The following is a 24664-nucleotide window of genomic DNA, read 5'->3' as shown; positions in this document are numbered from 1 at the left end:
ATGGCTCAGTCCTCCTGCCCGGGCGGCGTATTCGGAAAGGCCTTCACGCTGTCATTGAATGCCTTGACGAGTTTCAGGATAGGTCCCATTACCCAGGTATTGAAGACAAGCACATCGGTTTCTTCCTTGGGGTCGCGGGTGATATTGAACAGGTAAGGCGACTCCAGTTTGCCCTTGCCTTCGTTCACCTCGGGTTCCCAATAGAAATGGAGTTTCCAGTCGCGCCATTTGACGGCGCGCAGCTCCTGCTTGATATAGAACGGGAAGCCCTCGCGGGCTGATTTGGGGCTGTCGTCCAGGCTCGTCAGGAAAGGCAACTGATCGACACCGTCGATGGGGCGGTCGGCCGGGATCTCGGCGCCGGCGACCCGCGCCAGGGTGGTGAAGATATCCGTCACGTGGAAAATCTGATTGCTGGTCCGGCCAGGCCTGATCCTGCCGGGCCAGCGGGCGATAAAGGGCACGCGCAGGCTGCCTTCCATGGCCGTGTGGTACGTCCCGCGCCAGGGTCCCGCGGTACCGCGATAGGGGGCCCGGAATTCGGGGCCGTTATCGCTGCAGAAAATGAACAGCGTATCTTCCGCGACGCCCAGTTCATCCACCGCGTCGACGATCTGGCCGACGCGGTGATCCATTTCCATCATCGAATCGGCAAAGTCGCCGTTGCCCGACCTGCCGGCGAAGTCAGGATGGGGAAGGGTGGGGAAATGCAGGTGGACCAGGGGAAGGTAAAGAAAGAACGGGATGCGCTGATCGCGGTTGTCCTTCATAAACCGCGTAGCGCGCTCGACCAGATCGGCGTCGATGCCTCGCCGGGACTCCAGGTCGTAGACCTTGATCTTTTCCGATGGCTTTCCCGCCTTCCCGGCCATGATGTATGGAATGTCGGCCACTTCGGGGTCGAACCCGACCGTCGAGGTGAATTGGCTTTCATCGGTCGTGCGCGGTATGCCATACCATTCATCGAAGCCGCGATCCGACGGATAGCGTCCAGGTATATCGCCAAGATGCCATTTGCCGTAGTGCGCGGTGGCGTAGCCCTGCTTCTTCAGCAGCTGCGGCAGCGTGATTTCCCAGCGTGTCAGGCCTTGCGGCAGGCCGGGCGGCACGCTTTGAAGGCTTCCCGTCCGGATGGGGTGGCGCCCCGTCATCAGGGCCGACCGGGTCGGCACGCAATCGCTTTCGACGTTGAAGTTCTGCAGCAGCAGGCCTTGCCGGGCCAATGCGTCGATGCGCGGCGTCGGCGCGCCGCGCAGGGCCCCGCCGCCGTAGCATCCCAATTCGCCCCAGCCGAGGTTGTCGGCCACGATCAACACGATATTCGGCGCTGCCAAAATAATCCCCGCGGTTTTCTCTGAATACCCCGGAATATATGAGTTCAGGATCGGTCCATCATTCCTGTGCGTGCCGGATTCGATTCCCGCCGGGAATGGTTAGGGTAAATCCCACGAAGCTGCCGGCGCTAGGCCGGGGTCTTGTAGGCAAGCAGCAGATGGTCACGCAGTGAGGCCATCAGGGCGGAATAGTGGCCGCCGCGCCTGCTCAATAGCACCAATCGCCGGGTCAGCGGAAAGCCGGGCAGGGGGACCGTCGTGACCACGGCGGCCCACGATCTGAGGTTCACCAGCGGCGCCACCGCCAGCAGGTCGGTGGCGGCGACCATGCCCAGCGCGGTTTCCGAGACATATTCGGCCTCCAGGGCGACTGTGGGCTCGGCAAGGCCCGCTGCCTCGAATAATTGCGCGACCGCTTTGCGCGCGCCGCTATCCCGGCTGGGCATGACCCAGGCATAGGCGCCGGTCGCGGCGAGCGAGATGGGCGTGGCGCGGAATATCGGATGGCCGGCGCGAGCCGCGACCACCACCGCATCCTGCCCCAGCGTTTCCTGCTCGCAGCTGAATGTCGTTCCCTGGGGGCAGGGAACCACCGCCATATCCAGTTCGCCCGCCTCCACGGCTGCGTTGAGCGAGTCCGACTTTCCTATCGTCAACTTGATGCGCAGCCCTGGACGATTGCGGATCAATTCGGCCAGGGCGCGCACGGTATTGCTGTCGCCAGCCGGGTTGGTCAGGCCGATACGCAATAGTCCGCTGTGGTTCGCCCGCAAATCCGCCGCGAGCCTGGCCAGCTCCGCATGCTGCATGCTCACGCGCCGCGCATGCTCGTGGAAGATGTGGCCTTCGCTGGTCAGGCGGGCGCCGTGGGCGCCTCGTTCGAAGAGGGCGACGCCGACGGTGTTCTCCAGGCGCCGCAATGCCTTGGTTATGGCAGGCTGGGTAACGCCTTGCTCCAACGCGGCCCGGCCAAAATGTCCATGGCGCACGACTGCCAAGAAATAATCGAGATCGGTGGGCGATATATACATCAGGGGATTCTTTGCATGGCCAAGCCCGGTTCGCCCCTGGTCGTTGGGGCGAGGGCTGTTCCGGTACGGAAACGCCCGAATATATCGTCTCCACGCCCGCCAAACACAGTGTGCCCGCGCAGGGAAAAGCGGGAACCCGGCGCATCCGGTAATGGCGTAAGACGCGGCAGACGGGCAAATGCGGAGATTGTGGCGGACGGTGGCGCCGGCCCGAATAAAGGGAACCTGCGGCTTTATCTGACATTTTGCTGACAACCGACTTTAGTTCCGAAGAACAGTGCTGATCTGCCGTTCTTCATCGTTTTGGATTTGTTGCGAATTCATACAATCCACATCGTGGAGCATCGGTCACGTCAGAAGGCCGGGGAACATCTGGAGCCGGGCGGGAGACGAGTTCGCCATCGATTCAAGGCCTCATCTCACCAGTATCACGCACATGAGCAAAACAGTCCCATCTCGCGCCTCGCAGGCGCCGGCCAGCTATGCCCGCCGGGATCTGCTGGTCGCCGCGCTGGCGTCAGTGGCGACCGTCGCGGCGACGACGTGGTCGACCGCTGCCTGGGCAGACGCGCCGGCCGCCGAAGCCAGCAAGCGCTTTCTCGATCTGTCGAGCTTCCTGACCGGCAAGAGCGACCTCGATCCCGTCATCGCACGCCGCACCTTGCAGGCGCTCATCGCCGGCGAGAAAGACTTCGAACAACGCTACGCCGCGCTGGCCGCGGCATGCGAGGCGGCGCGCCAGGCCGGTACGTTGCCCACCATGGCCGCGTTCGACACCTCGCCCGTCGGACAGGACGCCGCGCTGCGCGCGACGGCCGTGGCGATCGTCAGCGCCTGGTACCTGGGCCGCGTGGGCAACGGTCCCGGCACGCAATTGGTCGCCTATCGCGAGGCGCTGATGTACCGGCCCACCGCCGGCATCACGACGATCCCGAGCTACCAACTGGGCGGCTACGGCTATTGGGTGCCGAAGCCAACCGTTTCCGCCGCCTGATTCCACTCCCGCTTCAAGCGGGCAGGCCACGGCCTGGCCGAAGACGGGATTTCCACGAGAGTTTTCATGTCTACAGAATTTGACGCCGACGTCATCGTCGTCGGCTCCGGTGTGTGCGGCAGCCTGGCCGCGCATCGTCTCGGCAAGGCCGGCAAGAGCGTGATCCTGCTGGAAGCGGGGCCGCGCGTGCCGCGCTGGAAAATCGTCGAGAAGTTCCGCAATACGCCCGTCAAGGGCAATCCCAACGGGCCTTATCCGGATACGACGCACGCTCCCAAGTCGGACACCAAAGGCTATCTGGAAGAAACAGGCACGACCAAGAACAATCCCAGCTATCTGCGCCTGGTCGGCGGCACCACCTGGCACTGGGCCGGCGCCTGCTACCGCTTCCTGCCCAACGACTTCAAGATGCAATCGCTGTACGGCGTCAGCCGCGACTGGCCGATCAGCTATGACGACCTGGAGCCGTACTACGCGCAGGCCGAAGTCGAGATGGGCGTGTCGGGCCCGGACGATGCCGACCAGAGCGCCACCGGCCGTGCCGGCACCTATCCGCCGCGTTCGACGCCGTATCCCATGAAGGCCCAGCCGCTGCCGTACATGCAGGCGCGCGCGGACGAGATCCTGTCCGCGGCGGGATTCCGTGTCGTCAACGAACCCACGGCGCGCAATTCGCGTCCCTACGACGACCGGCCAACCTGCCAGGGCAACAACTCGTGCACGCCGGTATGTCCGATCGGCGCGCTGTACAACGGGTCGGTGCATGCCTACAAGTCGGAAGAGGTCGGCGTGAAGCTGTTGAGCGATGCCGTGGTCTATCAGGTGGAAGCCGACGGCGCCGGCAAGATCGTGGCGGTGCGCTACAAATCGCCGGACGGCACGGACCACCGGCTCACGGCCCGCGCCTTCGTGCTCGCCGCCTATTCCATCGAAACCCCGCGCCTGCTGCTGCTGTCCGGCATCGCCAACAGCTCGGACATGGTCGGCCGCAACCTGTCCTGCCAGCCGGAATCCCACCAGTATTTCCTGACCAGCGAAGCCCTATGGCCGGGACGCGGCCCCGTGCATCCCCAGACCTTCTTCACCGCGCGTGACGGCGATTTCCGCCGCGAACGGGCCGGCAGCAAGCATGTGGTGGTGAACAATTCGCCCAACCAGATGATCACGACGAACCTGCTGAAGAAAGGCATCATCGGCCCGCGCCTGGACGAGATGATCCGGGACCAGGCGGCGCGCATCATGGAATTGAGCACCCAGCACGAATACCCCGGCGAACCATCGAACCGCGTCACCCTGAGCACCACCCGCAAGGACGCGCTGGGCCTGCCCACGCCGGTGGTGCATTTCAACCGGGACAACGCGTACTTCCTGGCCGGTTTCGAGGACACGAAGCGCGTTTACAAGCGGGTGGCCGAGCTGTTCGGCGCCACCGAGTACGCGCCCTTGACCTGGGTGCATCCGCATACGCAGGGCACCACCATCATGGGGGCCGATCCGAAGACGTCCGTGGTGGATGCGCAGGGCCGTGCCCACGATCATCCCAATCTGTACATCGTCGGACCCAATGTCATGACGACCACGGGCACGGTCAATCCCACGCTGACCGCGGCGGCGCTGGCCTTGCGCACCGCCGATGCCGTCCTGCATTCGATCTGAGGAAACGCCATGACCACGGTTTATCCATCGCTGCGCCGCGCTGTCGGCGCGGCCTTCGCGTTGGTGCTGGCGAGCGCGGCTCCGGCTGTTTTCGCCGCTGCCCCGGACGAAGCCACGCTCGTGCAGCGTGGCGCCTATCTGGCCACCGCGGCCGATTGCGTCGCCTGCCATACGGCCGCGGGCGGGAAGGCCTATGCCGGCGGCAATCCCATCGCGTCGCCGGTCGGCACCATCTGGTCGACCAACATCACGCCGTCCAAGACCTCCGGCATCGGCAACTACACCGAGGAACAGTTTGCCCGTGCCTTGCGCGCCGGCGTGCGCGCCGATGGCGCCAACCTGTACCCGGCCATGCCGTACACGTCGTACACCAAGATCAGCGATGAGGACGTGCACGCGCTGTACACCTTCTTCATGAAGGGCGTGGCGCCGGTCGACGCGGCCGTTCCGCAAACCAAACTGCCGTTTCCTTTCGACATCCGGACGTCGATGAAGCCTTGGAACCTGCTGTTCAACAGCGACAAGCGTTTCGAACCGACGGCGGGCAAAAGCGAGCAATGGCTGCGCGGCGCCTATCTGACGGAAGCGCTGGCGCATTGCGCCACCTGCCACACCCCGCGCAACGCCCTGATGGCGGAAGACGACAGCCGTGCGTTCGGCGGCGGTTCGCTGGGCAAATGGTATGCGCCCAACATCAGCAGCGATCCCGTACACGGCATCGGCGGCTGGAGCCAGGAAGACCTGGTTGCCTACCTGAAAACCGGCCGCGCGCCGGGCCATGCGCTGGTCGCGGGTCCGATGGCCGAGGCCATCGACCACAGCCTGAGCAAGCTGTCCGATGCGGACCTGAACGCGATTGCCGTGTACGTCAAATCCGCGCCGCCGGTGGCCACGGGCGCGGCGGGCAAGCCGGCTTATGCCTATGGCGCGCCGGCAAAGGACGAGGCCACGATACGCGGCGCGTCCATGGGCCAGACGACGGGCGCGACCTTGTATAGCGGCAATTGCGCGTCCTGCCACCAGGCCAGCGGCACCGGCGCGGAGCAGGGCGGTCCGCCGTCGCTGCTGCATGTGTCGGCCGTGGGCCGCGACGATCCCAGCAATCTCGTGATGGCCATCCTGGAAGGGGTGTATCGCTCCAGTGGCGACTCCGCCCGCCGCATGCCGGCCTTCGCGCATGAACTGAGCGACCAGGACGTCGCCCTGCTCGCGACCTATGTGCGCACGACCTTCGGCAACCCGGATGCCCCCGCGGTGACCGCGGAGCAAGTCAAGGCCCTGCGCGCGCCGTCCCAGCCGGGGCCGATCGTCAGCGAGGCGCGTATCGGCCTGGGCGTGGCGGTCGCCGTGCTGTTGCTGCTGCTGGGTTTGCTGCTGGCCCGGCGGCGTCGCAAGGCCGCGTTCTGAACCTATGCTTTCCACCAAGTCCCTCAAGCCGGCGCGCAATTCTGCTGTTGAAAGCATGAAGCGCCGCTGCCCGTCCCCGGGTTGCGGCATTCGCCATTTCTGGAAGATGCCATCATGAAAAGAATCGATCTCTCCATCAAGGCTCGTATCGCACTCGTCATCAGTTTCCTGGCACTGCTCCTGATCGTGGGCGGCGGCATGGGTATATGGGGTTTCGATTACGGCAACGACACGCAGCAGACGATGTACAAGCGTGAACTCGCCTCGGCCATCGCGATTTCGCAGGCCGACATCTACAATGCGCGCGGCTTCCTGGCGATCTATCGCCTGGGCCTGATGCCGGACAACCCCGGCGCGGATGAACAGGCCAAGCGCTCCCTGGGCTTGTTCAAGCAGTCGGAAAGCGCCTGGGCGGATTACCTGAAACTGGTCGATAGCGACGATCCCGAGGAAGTGCGGCTGGCGCGCGACCTTACCGCCAAGCGCGCGGCTTTCACGAGCAAGGGCTATCAAGCCATCGTGGAGGCACACAACGCCCGCAACGCGGCGGGTGTCACCGCCGCGTTCGGCAATATGCGGGACCTCTTCAACGGCGCCAGCGAAGCCTCGGCCGCCTTGCAGAAGTACCAGGCCCGGCGCGCCGAGTCGCTTTACAACACCTCGGTCGGCGTCTTCAAGACCTTCGTGGCCGTCACATGCGCCAGCCTGTTCCTGGTCGTGGTGATGTCGCTGCTGGTCTGGCGTTCGCTGCGCCAGGCCATCGTCGCGCCCATCGAACAGGCCCTGCGCGCCTTCCGCGCCATGGCCGTCGGCGATCTGACCACCCGTATCGTGATCAAGTCGCGCGACGAAATGGGCGAGATGCTGGGTGGGCTGCAAAGCCTGCAGCAGAGCCTGGCCGACCTGATCAAGCAGGTGCGTCAGGGTGTCGAGCAGATGGATTCGGGGGCGCGCGAGATTGCGGCCGGCAACACCGATCTGAGCAGCCGCACCGAGGAACAGGCGGCGTCGCTGGAGGAAACGGCTTCCAGCATGGAAGAACTGGCTTCGACCGTCAAGCAGAACGCGGACAACGCAAAGCAGGCCAACCAGCTGTCCACCAGCAGCATGGACGTGGCGCGCCGCGGCGGCGTGGTGGTGGAGGAGGTGGTCGGCACCATGCGCGAGATTTCCGTGCGGTCTACGAAGATCGCGGACATCGTCAGCGTCATCGACGGCATTGCCTTCCAGACCAACATCCTGGCCCTGAACGCCGCGGTGGAAGCCGCGCGGGCCGGGGAGCAGGGCAAGGGATTCGCCGTGGTCGCGTCCGAGGTCCGCGCGCTGGCGCAACGCAGCGCCCAGGCCGCCAAGGAGATCAAGCAATTGATCGAAGACTCCGTCAATAAGGTCGGCATAGGCTCGGAGCAGGTCGAGCGGGCAGGCGCCACCATGCAGGAGATCGTGGTGGCCGTGGGACGCGTGACCGACATCATGGGCGAAATCGCCGCGGCGTCGTCGGAGCAGGCCGACGGCATCGAGCAGGTGAACCGCGCGATCAATCAGATGGACGAAGTCACCCAACAGAACGCCGCGCTGGTCGAAGAAGCCGCGGCGGCGACGGCATCGCTGGAAAGCCAGGCCGCGGGATTGAAGGCGGCCGTGGCGAAATTCAAGTTGTCGTCATCGGATGTGATCGATGCGGACGCCGGTCGGCTCGGCGGCACGTCGCATGTATTGTTGGGGGCGACGGCCTGAGCAACTGCGCTGCGGGGCGGCGGGGCGCCAGCGCGTGCGCGGCCCGCCGTCTTTAAGACCATCGTGGGGCTTGAGCCGCGACGCTCTTATCCTGGACAGAGCTTAGGAGGCTGCACGCTATCGCGATGGTTCTTCACGATCTTCGGCGAGATTCAATGCCCCCAGCACAATCGCGCTGATCTGTCCGCCGATCGCCGGGTCTTCTAACACCGGGAATTGCTTCTTCAACTTGCCTGATATCTGCCCACCGGTATCCCGTACAGAGCGGATAATGCGGTCGATTTCCATATCGGGCCCCTCGACGACTTCCTTGATCTGCTCGCGGATTCGGTGCCAGGTTCGCAGCAACTGCGCTTCCTCGCGCATTTGTTCCTCAAGGGTTTGCTTGACGATGTCGAAGACATACTCGACGTGGCGCGTGAGATCCGGGTATTGCCATGCCGGCAGCAGCATGTCGTATCCGGAAAATTCGAAGTTGGTCTCACGGCCATCTTCGGCGACCACTGTTTTTCCGAACGCATAGTTGCCCTGCGCGCGCTGCATGAGCGGCCGCGATAGCACCTCGAGCACTTCATCATATTGATAGCGCCGCGCATGCGACTGGGTAATCGTGGCCGACACCGGCAAGATGAAGGGTGCAGGTACGGCGCCGTCACGCCGCAGCATATCGTTGATCAGAAAGCGTGACACGCGACCATTGCCGTCAGCCAACGGGTGTATATAGACGAAGCCGAACGACACCACCGCCGCGCGTACAAAGTGCAGGGCAAGTGGCGCATTGTCCGGATCGTGGCCGCCGGAAGTACCCAACACTGGAGCGGTCCGATCGACAAACGCCTGCAGGCCATTCAGCAATCCCGGCACTTGGTCCCAGTGCGGCGCGATGTAGTGCACGACAGGCGTCCAGCGTTCTTCCCCGACAAAAACAGGGGAACGGCGCAGGCCCGCCGGCCCCAGGGTCCGGGCCCCAAGGATCTCAGCCTGCAGTGTGGCCAGCGACTCGCCATCGAGCGGAACTGCGCCCTGGCCGCAACGGCGCTCCATCACCGCGGCGAACCGTCGAATCCGATCCTCCTGATCACCCTCGCGCTCGATGACGAAGCTTTGCTTGCTCTCCTTGATTGTCAGCCAGACGGCGCTGCGCAGCAGCAGGTCCTCGCCGAATTCGACATCCAACTTCTGCAATGTCTGCGCACAGCGATACTGGGCACCGGTGTTGACCTGCGTGGTGCGTCGAACGATAGGGCAATAGGCCGGCGTGCCGGGCAGATTGTCCCGCAACCGCCAGCGCCGGTTGTTCGCGGAGGCCGTCGCCGTCACATACTGCCGCGGATCGAGCGCCCACTGATAATTACCCGTCTGCACGCCGCCGAAGGTCAGCATTCGCCCAGTCAGCCACTCATATAGGAACCCGGCTTGGCGGGCATAGAAGCTGGTCGGCGTATCTTGAATCCACTGTTCCAGGAATCCCGGATTCTGGGTTGTATAGAACCGGGCCAGGAATTCGAGATGCACGCCCTCGTGTTTGAGGGCAAACTGGAGGTTCTCCCGCAAATCTTCCCCAGGATCCAGGGGCGCGGGGTAGGTTTCGATAACATAGCCATCCACCCGATCCGTCCGGCGGGACGGCCCCAGGCAACTGGTGATGGGGAAGGGCTGAACGGGATCGATCCCGCTCAGCTCGGCGAGCCGCCGGTAGCCGATCCAACGTTTGGGCGCGGAAGAGGCCATGAGTCTTGCTCAAAAATGATTAAACCGCTGAAATTATAGTTAAAAACGCCGGTTTTCCCTTTTTTTTTATTACTTTCGGCTCAGAGCCCAGCGTCAGCGACCCGCTTCACTCCGTTGCGGGCCGCCTGGGATCGGCTGGAGGACCAGCAGAGCATGCGCAAGGGCGGTTGTGCACAGTCGCATCGAAGCTGGACACCTGCACACGCACATCCCCAACCGGCCGCCAAGCGCCCCCGGTTTCCGCGGTGCCGCCCCTGGCTAACGCTGCGCCAGTTCGGCGCGCAGGACTTCGGCGATGGTGCGCTGGCGCGCGGCGGGCATGCGATCGATCAGGGTGGATACGCTGATCGCCAGCCGGGGATAGCCTTCCGCATCGCACCAGGCCATTCCTACGCCGAGCGCGCCTGGCACCGCGGTGTTGCCGATGACCGACCAGCCACGGTCGCGCGTGCTCTCCACCAGGCGACGGATATGCGCTGCCGTCAGACCGCCGTAGCCGCGCAGGGCTGTTTCGTTGCGAGCGATCACGGCGGCGGCTTCGGCAGGAGGCAGCGCGGCCAGCAGGGCCAGGCCCGCGGCGCCCACGCCCAAAGGCTGGCGATGCCCCACGGTGACGGTCAGCACCTGCACCGGATAATTGCCCAACTCACGATGCAGGCACAGTGAGTCGTCGCCCGCGCGGCAGATGAGGAAGGCCGAGTCGCCGATGGCGTCGCTGATGCGGCGCATCGCGGGGCGCCAGCGCCGTATCGCCTGTTCATGCGGATCGCCACTGTCGGCGTCGGTCTGCAGCACGCGATAACGCGGTTTGTCGCCATCGCGCAGGGCATAGCCTTCGTCCACCAGAACGTCGAGAAAGCGATACACGGTCGAGCGTTGCATGCCGGTTTGCGCGGCGATTTCGGTCACGTGCAGGCCGGTGTTGCCCGCGCGCCGCAACGCACCCAGGATATGCAGGCCACGTCGCAAGGTGCGCGGCCCGCCGTCGCGGTCGGGGAGGGTGGGGGTCCCGCGCTGGCGGCGGCCCCGCGGCGGCGTTCCTTCGGTGGATGTCTTGTTCATTATTTGGACAAACGGCCTTTGCGTGCTTCCTGCATGGAAGCATCATAAGCCCAAGCAAACACAGATTTGTCCAAAATTTAGACAAACATACGGAGACAGGAAAAATGATACTTACACGCTGCGCGCGTGCGCTGACGGCCGCCGTGCTGGGTGGCGCGATGAGCCTGGGCTTTGCCACGGTGGCCCATGCCCAGGCCCAGACGCAAACCCCGTCCAAATACCCCAGTCATCCCGTGACCATGATCGTCGGCTATGCCGCCGGCGGTGCCACCGACATCGTGGCGCGCCTGCTGGCCAAGTCCCTGACGCAGGAATTGGGGCAGACCTTCGTGGTGGAAAACCGCACCGGCGCCAACAGCAATATCGGCGCGGAAACCGTGACGCGCGCCGCGCCGGACGGCTACACGCTCTATGTCGGTTCGATCGCCAACACGATCAACATGACGCTGTACAGCAAGCTCAATTACGACGTGAACAAGGACTTCGCGCCTGTGGGCATGATGGCCTCCGTGCCCAACATCCTGGTGGTCAATCCCAAGGTGCCGATCAATACCGTCAAGGAATACATCGCCTACGCCAAGGCCCATCCGGGCAAGCTGACCTGCGCGTCGTCGGGCAGCGGGTCGTCCATCCATCTTTCCTGCGAGCTATTCAAGATGGAGACCGGCACCGACATCCTGCACGTGCCGTATCGCGGTAGCGGTCCGGCGGTGGCGGACCTGCTGGGCGGGCAGGTCGATTCGATGTTCGACAACATGCCGTCTTCCTTGCCTCATGTGCGGGCCGGGAAGCTGCGCGCGCTGGGGGTGACTTCGCAACAGCGCGTCCCTTTCGCGCCGGATGTGCCGACGTTGGCGGAGTCGGGATTGCCCGGCTTTTCGGTGGAGTCGTGGTTCGGGTTGATGGCGCCGGCCGGCACGCCGCCGGCCGTGATCGAGCGGCTGAATACGGCGTTGAACACGGCCTTGAAGGATGCCGACCTGCGGGCGGTGTACGCCAAGAGCGGGTTCGTGCTGCCGCCCGAGGACAACTCGCCCAAGGCGTTTGGCGCGTTTGTCGCCGCGGAGACGGCGAAGTGGGCCAAGGTTGTGAAGACGGCGAATTTGAAGGCTGAGTGATCGGGCATCGGTCGCACGTGTTGTTGCCACCTGTATTCAAGGAGTTTCCGGTGTACCCCATCGATTTCTTTTTCCGCGCGGCGCAGCGCTATCCTGGCAATATGGCGCTGGATGGTCCGGACGGGAGCATCTCGTACGCCGACCTGGCGGATCGTGTGCGTGCCCTGGCCGCGGCGATGCAGGCCTTCGATCCCGCACCGCAGACCCGCGTCGCCATCTGCGCCGGTAATACGGCCGAACATATCCTGGCGCTGCTGGCCACGCTGGCCGCGGGCAAGATCTGGGTGCCCCTGAACTACCGCAGCACCCCCACCGAGATCGGCCGCATCCTGGAGGCAACGGAACCGTCCATCATCGCGCTCGATGCCGTCGGCGCGCCCCTGGTGGGCACGTCGATCACCGCGCACCGCATCCGGCTGGATGGGGCAGCCGGCGCCCACTCGGCCGAACATGCACTGTCCGCCTTGCTGGCCCGTCATGCCGGCGCGTCACCTCTCATCTATCCCATGGATCGCGACGCGGTGCAAGCCATCAAGTTCACCGGCGGCACCACCGGCCTGCCCAAGGGCGTGATGCAGCCGGCGCGTGCGTGGAACGCCGGCATCATCAACCAGATCAACGGCTGGGGCCTGGGTCCGCAGGACCGCTACGTGGTGGCCGCGCCCATCACCCATGGGACGGGCACCTACCTGCTGCCGGTGCTGGCCCAGGGCGGCGCCTTGCTGCTGGTCGACGCGGCCAGCCCCGCCACCATCACCGCCGCCTTCCGCGAACGCGGCGGCACGCTCAGCTTCATGCCGCCCACCCTGATCTACATGATCATGGCGCAAGACGGCGTGTCGCGCGCCGACTTCCCGCAATTGCGCAACCTCATCTACGGCGGCGCCCCCATGCCCGTGGGCAAGTTCGAGCAGGCGCGCGCATTCTTCGGCCCCGTGCTCGGCACCACCTACGGCCAGACCGAGGCGCCGCAGATCGTCACCCTGATGCGCCCGGCCGATTTCGAGGACGCCGCCAACCTGGGTTCGGTCGGCCGCGTCACATGGCTGTCGGACCTGGCGATCCTGGGGCCGGATGGCCAGCCCGTCGCCACGGGCGAGATCGGCGAGGTAGCCGTGCGCGGCGATCTGGTCATGAAGGGCTATTGGCGCCTGCCGGAGAAAACCGCCGAGACCCTGGTCGACGGCTGGCTGCGCACCGGCGATACCGGCCTGGTGGATGAACGCGGCTACCTGTTCCTCAAGGATCGTCTGCGCGACGTCGTCATCACGGGCGGCTTCAACGTGTATCCGGTCGACGTGGAGAACGCCTTGATCTCGCACCCCGACGTGCACGAATGCTCGGTGTTCGGCGTGCCCGACGACAAATGGGGCGAAGCAGTGCATGCCGCCGTGCAACCGCGCGCCGGCGCCGTCATCGATGCCGAAGCGCTCAAGCTGCATGTGCGCGGCCTGCTGGGACCGGTCCATACCCCCAAGCAGATTCATATCTACGAGAGCCTGCCCCGATCGTCGGTGGGCAAGGTGCTCAAGAACGCGGTGCGCGACGCCGCTCTCAAGGAGATCGCATGACTGGCTCATCGAACGGCACGAATCCAGCGAATCGCACGAACGGCACGGACCGCGGCAAGGGCACCGGCCCCGTCACCCGCCTGTGCGCGCATCATCTCACCGGCATGTCCTATCGCGACGCCGACCTGGTCGAGGATCTGATCGGCAAGACCACGTTCACCGAGGTGCTGTTCATGCAGATCACGGGACGCAAGGCGCGTCCGGTCGACCTGCGCATCGTCGATGCGGTGCTGGTGACCTTGATGGAGCATGGCCTGACCCCCAGCGCCATCGCCACGCGGCTGATCTATATGAGCGCGCCGGAGAACCTGCAGGGGGCAGTGGCGGCCGGCCTGATGGCCGTGGGCAGTTCCTTCGTCGGCACCATGGAGAACTGCTCGCGCCTGCTGGACCGCATCAAGGATGCCGCCGATCCGCGCGCCGAGGCACTGGACATTGCCCGGGCCCACCGCGCGGAGAAGCGTGCCATGCCGGGCTTCGGCCATCATCTGCACAAGCCCGATGATCCGCGCGCGATCAAGCTGCTGGACCTGGCAGAAGCGGAGCCGGAACTGACGGGCACCTCGGTGCGCGCCCTGCGCACGCTGGCCGCCGCGGTGGACGAGGTGGCGGGACGCCACATCACCATCAACGCCACGGGCGCGGTGGCGGCCTTGCTGGGCGAACTGGGCATCCCCACCGCGCTAATGCGCGGTTTCGCCGTGATCTCGCGTGCCGCCGGCCTGGTGGCGCACGTGGCCGAGGAGCAGGAAAGCCCTTCCGGCCGTTTCATCTGGGAAACCATCGACGATGCCATTCCCTATGTGGGCAAGGGCAAGTCCCATCAGACGAAGGAGTGACGGGGCATGGCGATGCAACAAGGCAAGGAAACGGTGCGCGACGTCCTGGTCACGGGCGGCAGCCAGGGAATAGGGCGCGCGGTGGTGCGGCGTCTGTTGGCGGAAGGCGCGCGGGTGATCAATTTCGATATGCGCGCGCCGGCGGAAACGCTACCGGGCGAGACGCATGTGGCGGTCGACCTGAGCGATGCGGCGGCGACCCGCCAGGCCGTGGCGGAGCTGGTGGCGGTGACGCCGGTGTTGCGCCTGGTGAATAACGCCGGCATCGTGCGGCCGGCGCCTTTGCAGGACGCCACGCCGGAAGACCTGGCGGCGGTCAGCGCCCTGAATCTGCAGGCGCCCCTGCTGTTGCTGCAGGGGCTGTTGCCCGGCATGCGGGCGGCGCGCTTCGGCCGGGTGGTGAATATCGCCAGCCGCGCCGCGCTGGGCAAGGCCGAGCGTAGCGTCTACGCGGCGACCAAGGCGGGGCTGTTGGGGATGACGCGCACGTGGGCGCTGGAGGCGGGAGCGTACGGCGTGACGGTCAATGCCATCGGTCCGGGACCGATTGCCACCGAGCTGTTCACGCGCGTCAATCCGCCGGGTGCGCCGGCCACGCAGCGCATCATCGACAACATCCCGGTGCGGCGCATGGGGCAACCCGAGGATGTCGCGCATGCGGTGGCTTCGCTGCTGGACGACCGCGCCGGCTTCATCACGGGGCAGGTGCTTTATGTCTGCGGCGGCATGACGGTCGGCCTGGGGCAGGCGGCATGACGGCGCGCCTGGCGGGCAAGGTGGCGCTGGTGGCGGGCGCGGGGGCCAGCGGGCCGGGCTGGAGCATAGGCAAGGCCAGTTGCGTCACCCTGGCGCGGCAGGGCGCCCGCATCATCGCGCTGGATCGCGACGCGGCGGCGGCGGAGGATGCCGCGCAGGAAGTGGCCCATGCCGGCGGCATCGCCTTGCCCCTGTGCGCCGACGTCGGCGACGAAGCGGCGATGCGCCAGGCCGTGGCCAGCGCCATGGCGGAGTTTGGCCGCATCGACATCCTGCAGGCCAATGCCGGCATAGGCAAGGTGGGCGGCCCGGGCGACATCAGCGTGGAGGAGTGGGAGCGCATCCAGCGCGTCAACGTGACCAGCCTGCTGATCGCCAGCAGCCTGGTGGTGCCCATCATGAAGGAGCAGGGGGGCGGCGCCATTGTCACCGTGTCTTCCATCGCCGGCATTCGCTACACCGGCTATCCGCACCTGGCCTACAGCGTGACCAAGGCCGCCGTCATCCATTTCGCCCGCATGCTGGCGCAGCAGTATGCCGCCGACGGCATCCGCGCCAATACCGTCATTCCCGGCCTGATCGACACGCCGCGCGTGCGTCACACGGTGGGCCGCATGTTCGACCCGGCCGATGCCCAGGCCGCCAGCCGCGCCCGCGATCGCCAGGTACCCATGGGCCGCATGGGCAGCCCATGGGAAGTCGCCAACGCCGTCGCCTTCCTGGCTTCGGACGAAGCGTCCTATATCACCGGCACGGAACTGGTGGTGGACGGCGGGTTGGTGGGCAAGTATGCGTAGAAAAGCCTAGCGCAGTACCGGCGCCGGGCAGGCAGGCCAATTCGGCTAACATCGCTCTACCTAAGTAAGTGTTGCTACGCGGCTGGCTGGAATTGCCGGCTGCGTCAACGGTGGGCGTCATTACCTCTTGCAAGCTCCGATCCAGGACCTGGATCGAAAAACCATTAGGAGATGAATATGTTAGTCGCCGCGGTAGCGCCGGTATATCTGGAGTGCGTAGTCGACAGGCCGACCCGGAAGTACCCCTTCAAGGTGACCATCGATGAACAGAACCAGTCCGTCATATTCGAAGACTCGGGCTCGAATTTTGTTTACCGTCTCCCGGCCACTTTTTCGGCGTCGACCGTCAGTTTCATTTATGCGCGGTACGGGAACGGGCCCGCGTACCAGATCAGCCGGGTGGATTTATCCGTGAAGGAAACATTCCCCGAGGTTGGCCAACCCTGGCCGGGAAAATGCTCCATGGAGAAGGTTTTGAAGCGGGCGTTCTAGGACCGTGCCATCCCATGGCGATGGCACGGGACGACTTGGGACGCTCGACCAGCGGACGCAGTCGATCGTGGCGGGCGATAGCGTCCGCCACCGCACGGTGACGGACATGCCTGGGCATTACTTTACATAATATACATTATGCGGTTATTGGCACCGTAATCCGCGGCCACCTCAAGCACATCGCCCGGGTTCACGGCGCTTTCGCTGCCGCATTGGCGTCGCCGTCCCCCGGCTTGCCGTCCGTGGCCTCCAGCTTCACCTCGCGGGCTTGGGGGTCGTACCAGACCCTGGCGGAGGCGCCGGCCGTAATCGTGCCGGACAGGAGCGCGGTCGCCAGTTTCGATTCGACTTCGGTGCGCACTTTGCGTTTAAGCATGCGCGCGCCGAACTCGGGGTCGTAGCCCACTTCGGCCAGGTGCTCCGCGACGGTGGAATCGAAAGTCAGCGTCACGCCTTGCAAGGACGCCATGTCGGCGACGCGGCGCAGCTGCAAATCCACGATGGCGCGGATATGCCGGCGATCCAGCGCATGAAAGACCACGACTTCGTCGACGCGATTCAGGAATTCCGGCCGGAAGTGGCGCCGCAACAGCTCCATCAGCCGGTCGCGCAGCGTCGGATAATCAAGCTGGTCGCGCTCGTTGGCGCCCAGATTGCGCTGGATGACTTCCGAGCCCAGATTGCTGGTGGCGATGATGATGGTGTTGGTGAAGTCCACCACCCTTCCCTTGCCGTCGGTCAGTCTTCCCTCATCGAACAGTTGCAGCAGGATGTTGTGTACCTCCGGGTGCGCTTTCTCGATTTCGTCCAGCAGCACGACGCAATAGGGCTGGCGGCGTACGCGCTCCGTGAGTTGTCCGCCCTCGTCATAGCCGACATAGCCAGGAGGCGCGCCGACCAGGCGAGCCACGGTATGGCGTTCGCCGTATTCGGTCATGTCGATGCGCACCAGGGCTTCCTCGCGCCCGTAGACCGTGGACGCCAGCGCCTTGGCCAGCTCGGTCTTGCCGACGCCGGTGGGGCCCAGGAAAAGAAAGGCGGCCGTGGGCTTGCCGGCTTCTTTCAGGCCCGCGCGCGCCAGCCGTACGGCTTCGCTGACGGCGTGCACGGCCTCGTCCTGGCCGACCACGCGCTCCCGCAGGCGATCTTCCAGCTGCAGGAGTTTTTCGCGGTCCTGGGTTGTCAGTTCCGATACAGGGATTCCGGTCAGCGATGCCACGATCTGCGCGATATGTTCGGCCGTCACCTGTGGCGTGCTCGTGCCGCGCTGCTTCTTCCACTTGGCGGTTTCGTCGTTCAGCCGTTTTTCCTCTTCGTCGATGCGCTGGCCCAGCTGTTTGGCCTTGTCGTACTGCTTGGCCGTGCCGGCCGCGTCCTGTTCCTGGCGCAGCCGCCGGATGGCGTTCTCTGATTCCTGCAGCGCCGCGGGCCGCGAGCTGGCGCCAATTCGCACGCGCGCCCCGGCCTGGTCGATCAGGTCCAGCGCCTTGTCGGGCTGGAAGCGGTTGGTGATATAGCGGTCGGCCAGCCTGGCCGCGGCGACGATGGCCTCGTCCAGGATCTTTACCTTGTGGTGCGCCTCGAAGCGATCGCGCAGCCCGCGCAGGATCTCGATGGTTTCGTCCAGGCTGGGCTCCGGCACGGTCACCGGCTGGAAGCGGCGCTCCAGGGCCGCGTCCTTTTCGATGTGCTTCTGGTATTCGTTGAAGGTGGTCGCGCCGATCAGGTGCAATTCGCCGCGCGCCAGCGCGGGCTTGAAGACGTTGGCGATGTCCAGGCCGCCTTCGCCCCCGCTCTGCCCCGCCCCCATGATGGTATGCAGTTCGTCGATGAAAAGAATCAGGTCCTGCTGGTTGGCCAGGACCTCTTCCAGCAGCTGCTGCACGCGTTCCTCGAATTCGCCGCGGTAGCGCGATCCCGCCACCATGCTATTGATATTGAGCTCCACCAGGCGTTTGCCGCGCAGGACTTCCGGCACCTGGTCCTGCACGATGCGCTGGGCCAGGCCTTCGACAATGGCCGTCTTGCCCACGCCGGGTTCTCCTATCAGCACGGGGTTGTTCTTCTTGCGCCGGGCCAGGACTTCGATCGTCGTTTCTATCTCCTCGGCCCGGCCGATGACCGGGTCCAGCTTGCCCTGCCGCGCGAGGGCGGTCAGGTCGCGCGCGAACTTGTCCAACGTGGGCGTGGCGCTGCGCTCCTTGAGCTTGCCCTCTTCCGCGCCCTGGCCCACCAGCTTGACGACTTTCTGGCGCAGCGATTGCGGCGTCAGGCCCAGCCTGCGCAGGGTTTCGCCGGCGGCGCCGTCTTCTTCCTCGACCAGGCCGATCAGCAGGTGTTCGGGACCGATGTAGCTGTGGCCCAGTTCGCGCGAAGCGACGAACGCCAGTTGCAGCGCACTCTTGGCGCGCGGCGAGACGCCGACCTGAATTTCGCCGTCCTCCTGACGCAGGTTGCCGCGCGGGGCGTTCTCCTGGACTTCGGACTTCAGGTCCTCCACCGACAGTTTCAGGTCGCGCAGGATGGCCTGAATGATTTCATCGTCGGCCAGCGCAAGCAGCAGGTGTTCGGTGTCCACCTCATCCTTGCCGAAACCCACCGCCTTTTCCGCGGCCGCATGCAGCGCCTTCCTGGCACTTTCGTTCAGGAAGGAGGTCAGGTCGACCTCCTCGCGCGAACGCGCCTCGCGGCGCGGCATGGCGCCGGGGGGAGCGCGGCGCTGACCGCCACCGCGCGCGCCGGCGGGCGCGGTGTCGTCGAAGAACTGGTCTAGCAGACCACCATGAAAAAGCATCTCCAGCGGGGACATGGCCCTGCCCCGCTGTCTTAGCATGCGGGCCCTGAGTTCGGCATAAGGATCTTCCATTCCGCTTCTCCTGTGACCGCGAGGGCCACTATGCGTACAGTCCGCCGCGCGTTACGCCGCGGCGTGATCGTAGGCCGCGGGGCGGCTGCGTCGAGCCTGGATACCCATGGCCAGCAGCAGGATGCCCGTGACGATGGCGTAGAGGCTGATGAGCCATATGAGCGCCAGTGCGCCCGCGCCCGGAAACGCGATAACGCCCACGCCAAAGATGATCGATACGATGCCGGCCAGCACCAGCGTCCAGGCACCGCGGATGACCCGCCGGAGTCGCACGGCAACCGAGATGTCCAGGATACCGGCGACAAGCGCGTTCACGCCCATGATCAGGACCAGGGCCAGCGCCGTTATCGCGGGCCAGATCAGCGCGATGATGCCGGAGGCGATCGCCACCACCCCCAGCAGGACAATCATCCAACCGTCGCCCATGGGATGACGGGCCTTGCGCGCGCGCCAGACGCCGACGACGGCGGCGACACCTCCGATCAGGGCATACGCGGCAAACAGGGCGACAAGGAACAACAGAGTCAGGGCCGGCCACATGAGTGCGACGACGCCGAACAGTATGCCGACCACGCCTCGCACGATGAGTATCCACCATGCTTGTTCCATCAGATGGGCCATAGCCTTTCTCCGGTCGTTCAGCTCTTTCGGGCAAGCGCGCGACGCTGGCTGCGCTTGTGCTTTGTAGCGGGTTGCGGAACGCGCCAGGCCTTATGCCGGGATGGCGTCGGAAGACATCGGAGGCCGGGCAGCATTTCTCTTGCCAGCCATCCCGCGGATTACGCCGCAAGAGCCTTCACGCCCGGAGCGGCCGCGTCGACCGCGACGAAGGCCGTGTTTCCGCCGATGAGCAAAGCTTCCAATTCCGTTCTGTTTCTACACGATCGCTTCGCATGGTGGCGAAGCCGGGTGCCGCGTGCCGCCCGGGCGTCCAGCCCGCCCGGTTTCCGCCGGACCGAAGCGGTCATTCCTTTTGGGCGCTTGCGCGACCCAGCAGAAAGTCCGCAAAAGCCTCTGAACCAAGCGGGCGGCTGATCAGATAGCCCTGGATCGCGTCGCAGCCGGCCGCCTTCAGCTCTTCGGCCTCGCGTGCGCACTCGACACCTTCCGCGATGGTTTTCATCCCCAAGGAACGGGCGAGACCGACAACGCCGCGGATGACCGCCAAGGCCCTCTCTGAATCCACCAGCGCCCGAACGAAGGACCTGTCGATCTTGATCGTGTCGATATGCAGCCGGACCAGGTAGCTGAGACTGGAGTATCCAGCGCCGAAGTCGTCCAGCGATGTATGTACGCCGGCCTGTTTCAGCGCGGCAAGGACCGACGTCGCCTTTTCGATATCGCTCACCAGGGAGTCTTCCGTGACCTCGACATCCAGCATCGCGGGGGAAACGCCGTAGCCGCTCGCGATATGCAGAATCCTGTCTATCAGCCCCACGCTCAGAAGTTGCCGCGGCGACAGATTGAGGCTGATGCGCGGTACCGGTAATCCCATCCGTTGCCATGCACTGATATGCCGGCAAACTGCATTGATCAGCCATTCGGCGAGCGCGCCTTCATAGGGGGACTCCAGCAATACATCCAGGAATGCATAGGGAGTCAGCAAACCCCGTTCGGGATGACGCCAGCGCAGAAGCGCCTCGGCACCGATCAGGGAAGCATCCGCGAATGCGATCTGAGGCTGGAAATGAAGTTCGAACTGGTTCGCCGCGAATGCCTCGGGAAGATCGATGCGCAAGGCGACGCGGTCGCGCATGCCCCGGTCGAGCGCCGCGTCGTACATGCGCGCCTGGAACCGGCCAGATGATTTCGCTGCATACATGGCCGTATCGGCATGGCTCAGCAAGGCCTCGGCTGACTCCGTTCCATTTCTCAGGAGCGCGATGCCGATGCTGGCCGACACGGAGATGGATCGTCCACAGGCCGTGAACGGCACCGCGAGCACGTTGAACACCGAGTGCGCGAACGCTTCCGCGCCGCGCTCGGTGGTATTGCGGAGCAAGAGAACGAACTCGTCGCCCCCGACGCGCGCGGCGAAAAAAGAAGGTTCGAGAATGGCCAATAGCCTTTTCGCGAAGCCGCGCAACAGCTCATCGCCGACAGCATGGCCGAACGCATCGTTCACTCCCTTGAAATCGTCCAGGTCGATAAACAGCACGGCCAGGGTGGCGCCATGCGGGCAGCCGGGCGACGCCGACACGGCGACCGCGTGCGATAGTGCTTCCATGCACTTGCGCCGATTCGGCAAGCCGGTCAGATAGTCGTGACTGGCTTCAAATTCCAGCTGTGCCGCGTGTTCGTATTCGCGCGTGACGTCACGGAAGAGCACGGTAATGCCATCGTCGTGACGAAATGAGCGAGCCTCGAACCACGAGTCGAGCGGCGCGTAATAGCCGGTGTGGCGCCCAGGGACGCCAGTTGCCGCCGTCTCGTGGTAGATACGGTAGTAACCGGAGCCTACCAGGTCCGGGTAGCACTGCCATATGTCGCGGCCGAGCAGGTTTTTCCGCTCCTGCCGCAAATATCGTTCGGCGGTATTGTTGAGATAGGTAAAGCGCCATGATCTGTCTATCGACATGAATCCGTCGCTCAGGCTATCAAGCATGTCGCCAAGGTAAGCCGATGCAGGCGGCCGGGCGCAGACATCTGGCGGTAGGGGAAGACCAGAGGCAGTCTGTCGTTCCATCTTTTGCGCCTTGTGTTCGAAATCAAACCCAAAGTCATCGACCATGGACCGCTGTATTTTAATCGCCGTTGACCTCGCTCGAACATGTCGCTGGTGTGGCGACGTGGCGTTGCTGATTGATGAGCTCCATACGGAAGAGCTCGCGGACGGCGTTATGTCCGGCGTATTTCCTTTGGAAGGATGCCCCCTGTACGCGGCTTCAATTTCCACGCACCCCATCCCGGACATGGGCGAGGAATGCCTTGCACGCTTCCGGCAATATGCGTCCCGCCAGCGTCTGGACTTCGAAGTGCCGCTCGTTCATCTCGCGGTCGCGCAGCGGGATGGCGATGATGCCGCCGTCATTCAGGCGCCCACGGATGGGCAGTTCGCCGCAGAATGCGACGCCGCCGCCCGCGCCGGCGAAGCTGATCAACGCGTCGATATGCTGGCTGACGAAGACCGGTTCGCACCGCAGCTGCTGGCGGCTGCAGCTGATGTCGAACAGTTGCCGCAGCGTCGAATCCTGGCCCGGCAGCGCGAGGGGATAAGCCGCCAGTTGCGACAGCGATAAGGTGCGCTTGCCAGCCAGCGGGTGTGTGCGGGCCATCACCGCCAACACGGGCGCCGGTGTGCGCAGCTCGACGCGGATATCGCGTTCCGAGGTCAGGCTCAGCGTCAATCCGATGTCGGCCTCGCCGTCACGGACGCGGCGCGGCACCTCCTGCTGCGAACAGACTTCCAGCGAGAATCGTATGCCTGCGTAGTCTTCGCGGAAGCCGGCGATCAGCGACGGAATGAAGTCATAGGCATAGCCTTCGGTGCTGACCAGGCGCACTTTCCCGTGGCGCAGGCCACGCAGGGCCATGATGTCCCCGGTCACGCGATCCACATCCTGCTGCATGCGCCTGGCATGCGCGGCAAGGACTTCGCCCGCCGCATTCAGCGCCATGCCGCGCGCCCGGCGCTCGAACAGCAGCGTGTTCAGCTCCCGCTCCAGGCGGGCGATCTGCCGGCTGACCGCCGATGGGGCCACGTCCAGGCGTTCCGCCGCTTCCGTGATGGAACCGGCACGCACGACTTCGACGAAATACCGCAGCGCGGTGCCCTGCAGGACGTGGTTGTTCATGGATCGCCCCTGGATTGCTTTTACGGCAACGCAGGATTCTAACCCTTGATATTGCTGCATGGCAGAGTCCGCCCATAGCATTGCCATGTTTCACCACCATTGCGGCTCCGCCGCCCGCCAGATGACCGACCGTGACGCGCTTGCCGACCAGACCCGCCAGTCCCTCAAGGACGCGCGACCCCTGCTCTGGATCCGCCCCGCCGCCGCGGCGGGGGCGGATGCATGCCGCTGGACGCTGGAGGACGTACGCCAGGCCGACGAGCGCTTCCAGCGTTTCGCGCCGCTGCTGGCCATGCTGTTTCCCGAGCTGGCGCCGGTACGGGGCACGATCGAGTCACCGCTGCTGCGCGCCAACGGCATGCAGGCGGCGCTGCGCTGGCCGGCGGATATGGGCAAGCTCTGGATCAAGGCCGATCATGACCTGCCGGTAGCGGGGTCCATCAAGGCGCGCGGCGGGCTGCATGAAGTACTCGAATACGCCGAGGCCCTGGCCTTGCGCGAAGGCTTGCTGCGGCCCGGACAGGATTATCGTGTGCTGGCCGAGCCCAGGGCGCGGGACTGTTTCGCGAGCCATAGGATCGCCGTCGGTTCGACCGGCAACCTGGGGCTGGCGATCGGCGTTATCGCATCGGCGCTGGGCTTTGGCGCCGCGGTGCATATGTCGGCCGACGCCAAGGAATGGAAGAAGGCGCGGTTGCGCGCGCGCGGCGTGACGGTGGTCGAGCATGCGGGCGATTACGAAAAAGCCGTCGCCGCCGGCCGGGCGGAGATGCGGGACGACCCGCACGGCTACTTCGTCGATGACGAGCGCTCGCCATCGCTATTCCTCGGGTATGCGGCAGCGGCCCTGCATCTGCGTGGGCAATTGCTGGCGGCGGGCATCGTGGTGGACGCGGCGCACCCGCTTTTTGTCTATCTGCCTTGTGGCGTGGGGGGCGCGCCCGCCGGCATCGCCTTCGGCCTGAAGGAAAGCTTCGGCCCGCACGTCCATTGCTTTTTCGCCGAGCCGACGCGATCGCCCTGCTTCCTGGTTCGCATGATGGCCGGCTCGGGTCAATTGCCGGATGCGCCCGCCGCGCCGTCGGTCTACGACGTCGGCCTCGATAACCTTACCGAGGCGGACGGGCTGGCCGTGCCGCGCGCGTCCGAGCTCGCGGCGGCCGTGATGGAAACCCGGCTGGACGGCGTCTATACGGTCGCGGACGACAGGCTCTTCGCCGATCTCGCGCGGCTGCACGACAGCGAAGGCCTGCGGATCGAGCCGTCCGCCGCCGCGGGATTCAGCGGGCCGGAACACCTGTTCGCGTCGGCGGCCGGCCAGGAATACCTGCGAGCCCGCGGGCTGGCGCCGGCCATGGCCGGCGCGACGCATCTGGCATGGACCACCGGCGGACGCTTCGTGCCGCCGGAAGAATTCGATCGTTTCCTGAGCCGCGGCAAGTCAAGCGCGGCCTATACCTAGGACGGTATTTTCCGAGT

The 24664-nt window shown here is 65.1% G+C and carries 18 protein-coding genes; 10 read left to right on the top strand and 8 right to left on the bottom strand.

What is annotated here, in order from left to right; translation table 11 throughout:
* Positions 1-5: 5 nt before the first annotated feature.
* Both ACNA0R_RS16660 and ACNA0R_RS16655 read right to left on the bottom strand, forming a co-directional pair.
* Positions 6-1334 carry an arylsulfatase gene (locus ACNA0R_RS16660; RefSeq protein WP_415827153.1) on the bottom strand — a complete coding sequence of 443 codons (1329 nt, stop codon included), beginning with the start codon at positions 1332-1334 and terminating at the stop codon, positions 6-8.
* A gap of 128 nt (positions 1335-1462) precedes the next feature.
* Entirely contained in the window at positions 1463-2365 is a 903-nt protein-coding gene (locus ACNA0R_RS16655) for a LysR family transcriptional regulator (protein ID WP_415827152.1), read from the bottom strand.
* A 436-nt stretch (positions 2366-2801) separates the two neighbouring features.
* Between ACNA0R_RS16655 and ACNA0R_RS16650 the strand changes: the two genes are divergently transcribed.
* The 4 genes from ACNA0R_RS16650 to ACNA0R_RS16635 all read left to right on the top strand — a co-directional run bounded on the left by ACNA0R_RS16650 (position 2802) and on the right by ACNA0R_RS16635 (position 8159).
* Positions 2802-3359 carry a sugar dehydrogenase complex small subunit gene (locus ACNA0R_RS16650; RefSeq protein WP_415827151.1) on the top strand — a complete coding sequence of 186 codons (558 nt, stop codon included), beginning with the start codon at positions 2802-2804 and terminating at the stop codon, positions 3357-3359.
* A 66-nt stretch (positions 3360-3425) separates the two neighbouring features.
* Positions 3426-5015, top strand: a complete 1590-nt coding sequence (locus ACNA0R_RS16645) for a GMC family oxidoreductase (RefSeq protein ID WP_415827150.1) — start codon at positions 3426-3428, stop codon at positions 5013-5015.
* A gap of 9 nt (positions 5016-5024) precedes the next feature.
* Positions 5025-6422: a c-type cytochrome gene (locus ACNA0R_RS16640; protein WP_415827149.1), complete on the top strand. Its 1398-nt coding sequence runs from the start codon at positions 5025-5027 to the stop codon at positions 6420-6422.
* Positions 6423-6536: 114 nt separating this feature from the next.
* Complete coding sequence (locus tag ACNA0R_RS16635) at positions 6537-8159, top strand: methyl-accepting chemotaxis protein (RefSeq protein WP_415827148.1); 1623 nt, start codon at positions 6537-6539, stop codon at positions 8157-8159.
* A gap of 117 nt (positions 8160-8276) precedes the next feature.
* Here ACNA0R_RS16635 and ACNA0R_RS16630 read toward each other — a convergent pair whose 3' ends face one another.
* Both ACNA0R_RS16630 and ACNA0R_RS16625 read right to left on the bottom strand, forming a co-directional pair.
* Positions 8277-9890 (bottom strand): Fic family protein, encoded by a 1614-nt coding sequence (locus tag ACNA0R_RS16630; protein WP_415827147.1) that lies wholly within the window; start codon positions 9888-9890, stop codon positions 8277-8279.
* A gap of 258 nt (positions 9891-10148) precedes the next feature.
* On the bottom strand, positions 10149-10952 hold the full coding sequence (locus ACNA0R_RS16625) for an IclR family transcriptional regulator (protein ID WP_415827146.1): 804 nt from the start codon (positions 10950-10952) through the stop codon (positions 10149-10151).
* Positions 10953-11056: 104 nt separating this feature from the next.
* On the opposite strand from ACNA0R_RS16625, the gene ACNA0R_RS16620 reads away from it, so the two are divergent.
* Genes ACNA0R_RS16620 through ACNA0R_RS16600 form a run of 5 tightly spaced genes read left to right on the top strand, consistent with a single transcriptional unit; the run spans position 11057 to position 16033 of the window.
* Positions 11057-12070 (top strand): Bug family tripartite tricarboxylate transporter substrate binding protein, encoded by a 1014-nt coding sequence (locus tag ACNA0R_RS16620; RefSeq protein ID WP_415827145.1) that lies wholly within the window; start codon positions 11057-11059, stop codon positions 12068-12070.
* A gap of 50 nt (positions 12071-12120) precedes the next feature.
* Positions 12121-13641 carry a class I adenylate-forming enzyme family protein gene (locus tag ACNA0R_RS16615; RefSeq protein WP_415827144.1) on the top strand — a complete coding sequence of 507 codons (1521 nt, stop codon included), beginning with the start codon at positions 12121-12123 and terminating at the stop codon, positions 13639-13641.
* Positions 13638-14480, top strand: a complete 843-nt coding sequence (locus tag ACNA0R_RS16610) for a citryl-CoA lyase (RefSeq protein WP_415827143.1) — start codon at positions 13638-13640, stop codon at positions 14478-14480. The genes ACNA0R_RS16615 and ACNA0R_RS16610 overlap by 4 nt, the downstream gene beginning before the upstream one ends.
* A gap of 6 nt (positions 14481-14486) precedes the next feature.
* Positions 14487-15236, top strand: a complete 750-nt coding sequence (locus tag ACNA0R_RS16605; protein ID WP_415827142.1) for an SDR family oxidoreductase — start codon at positions 14487-14489, stop codon at positions 15234-15236.
* Positions 15233-16033 carry an SDR family NAD(P)-dependent oxidoreductase gene (locus ACNA0R_RS16600; RefSeq protein ID WP_415827141.1) on the top strand — a complete coding sequence of 267 codons (801 nt, stop codon included), beginning with the start codon at positions 15233-15235 and terminating at the stop codon, positions 16031-16033. The genes ACNA0R_RS16605 and ACNA0R_RS16600 overlap by 4 nt, the downstream gene beginning before the upstream one ends.
* A 682-nt stretch (positions 16034-16715) precedes the next feature.
* Here ACNA0R_RS16600 and ACNA0R_RS16595 read toward each other — a convergent pair.
* The 4 genes from ACNA0R_RS16595 to ACNA0R_RS16580 form a co-directional block, all read right to left on the bottom strand.
* A complete protein-coding gene (locus ACNA0R_RS16595; RefSeq protein ID WP_415827140.1) occupies positions 16716-19391 on the bottom strand; it encodes an ATP-dependent Clp protease ATP-binding subunit in 2676 nt (891 codons plus the stop codon).
* 51 nt (positions 19392-19442) lie between these two features.
* Positions 19443-20012 (bottom strand): HdeD family acid-resistance protein, encoded by a 570-nt coding sequence (locus tag ACNA0R_RS16590; protein WP_415827139.1) that lies wholly within the window; start codon positions 20010-20012, stop codon positions 19443-19445.
* 343 nt (positions 20013-20355) lie between these two features.
* Positions 20356-22122 (bottom strand): sensor domain-containing protein, encoded by a 1767-nt coding sequence (locus ACNA0R_RS16585; RefSeq protein WP_415827138.1) that lies wholly within the window; start codon positions 22120-22122, stop codon positions 20356-20358.
* A 154-nt stretch (positions 22123-22276) separates the two neighbouring features.
* Entirely contained in the window at positions 22277-23185 is a 909-nt protein-coding gene (locus ACNA0R_RS16580) for a LysR family transcriptional regulator (RefSeq protein ID WP_415827137.1), read from the bottom strand.
* A gap of 121 nt (positions 23186-23306) precedes the next feature.
* Between ACNA0R_RS16580 and ACNA0R_RS16575 the strand changes: the two genes are divergently transcribed.
* Complete coding sequence (locus ACNA0R_RS16575; protein ID WP_415827326.1) at positions 23307-24647, top strand: D-serine ammonia-lyase; 1341 nt, start codon at positions 23307-23309, stop codon at positions 24645-24647.
* Positions 24648-24664 lie beyond the last annotated feature (17 nt).

Source organism: Bordetella sputigena (assembly GCF_965137885.1).
Taxonomy (GTDB): domain Bacteria; phylum Pseudomonadota; class Gammaproteobacteria; order Burkholderiales; family Burkholderiaceae_B; genus Bordetella_C; species Bordetella_C sputigena.
Note: the sequence above shows the minus strand (reverse complement) of the source record. Positions and strands in the feature narration are given on the sequence as shown.

Excerpts from the sequence above, each read along its gene's own strand:
- ACNA0R_RS16595 (WP_415827140.1), bottom strand. The coding sequence starts at position 19,391 with ATGGAAGATCCTTATGCCGAACTCAGGGCCCGCATGCTAAGACAGCGG.
- ACNA0R_RS16585 (WP_415827138.1), bottom strand. The coding sequence starts at position 22,122 with ATGGTCGATGACTTTGGGTTTGATTTCGAACACAAGGCGCAAAAGATG.
- ACNA0R_RS16590 (WP_415827139.1), bottom strand. The coding sequence starts at position 20,012 with ATGGCCCATCTGATGGAACAAGCATGGTGGATACTCATCGTGCGAGGC.
- ACNA0R_RS16635 (WP_415827148.1), top strand. The coding sequence starts at position 6,537 with ATGAAAAGAATCGATCTCTCCATCAAGGCTCGTATCGCACTCGTCATC.
- ACNA0R_RS16645 (WP_415827150.1), top strand. The coding sequence starts at position 3,426 with ATGTCTACAGAATTTGACGCCGACGTCATCGTCGTCGGCTCCGGTGTG.
- ACNA0R_RS16575 (WP_415827326.1), top strand. The coding sequence starts at position 23,307 with ATGACCGACCGTGACGCGCTTGCCGACCAGACCCGCCAGTCCCTCAAG.
- ACNA0R_RS16620 (WP_415827145.1), top strand. The coding sequence starts at position 11,057 with ATGATACTTACACGCTGCGCGCGTGCGCTGACGGCCGCCGTGCTGGGT.
- ACNA0R_RS16650 (WP_415827151.1), top strand. The coding sequence starts at position 2,802 with ATGAGCAAAACAGTCCCATCTCGCGCCTCGCAGGCGCCGGCCAGCTAT.
- ACNA0R_RS16610 (WP_415827143.1), top strand. The coding sequence starts at position 13,638 with ATGACTGGCTCATCGAACGGCACGAATCCAGCGAATCGCACGAACGGC.
- ACNA0R_RS16655 (WP_415827152.1), bottom strand. The coding sequence starts at position 2,365 with ATGTATATATCGCCCACCGATCTCGATTATTTCTTGGCAGTCGTGCGC.
- ACNA0R_RS16600 (WP_415827141.1), top strand. The coding sequence starts at position 15,233 with ATGACGGCGCGCCTGGCGGGCAAGGTGGCGCTGGTGGCGGGCGCGGGG.
- ACNA0R_RS16630 (WP_415827147.1), bottom strand. The coding sequence starts at position 9,890 with ATGGCCTCTTCCGCGCCCAAACGTTGGATCGGCTACCGGCGGCTCGCC.
- ACNA0R_RS16605 (WP_415827142.1), top strand. The coding sequence starts at position 14,487 with ATGGCGATGCAACAAGGCAAGGAAACGGTGCGCGACGTCCTGGTCACG.
- ACNA0R_RS16580 (WP_415827137.1), bottom strand. The coding sequence starts at position 23,185 with ATGAACAACCACGTCCTGCAGGGCACCGCGCTGCGGTATTTCGTCGAA.
- ACNA0R_RS16640 (WP_415827149.1), top strand. The coding sequence starts at position 5,025 with ATGACCACGGTTTATCCATCGCTGCGCCGCGCTGTCGGCGCGGCCTTC.
- ACNA0R_RS16625 (WP_415827146.1), bottom strand. The coding sequence starts at position 10,952 with ATGAACAAGACATCCACCGAAGGAACGCCGCCGCGGGGCCGCCGCCAG.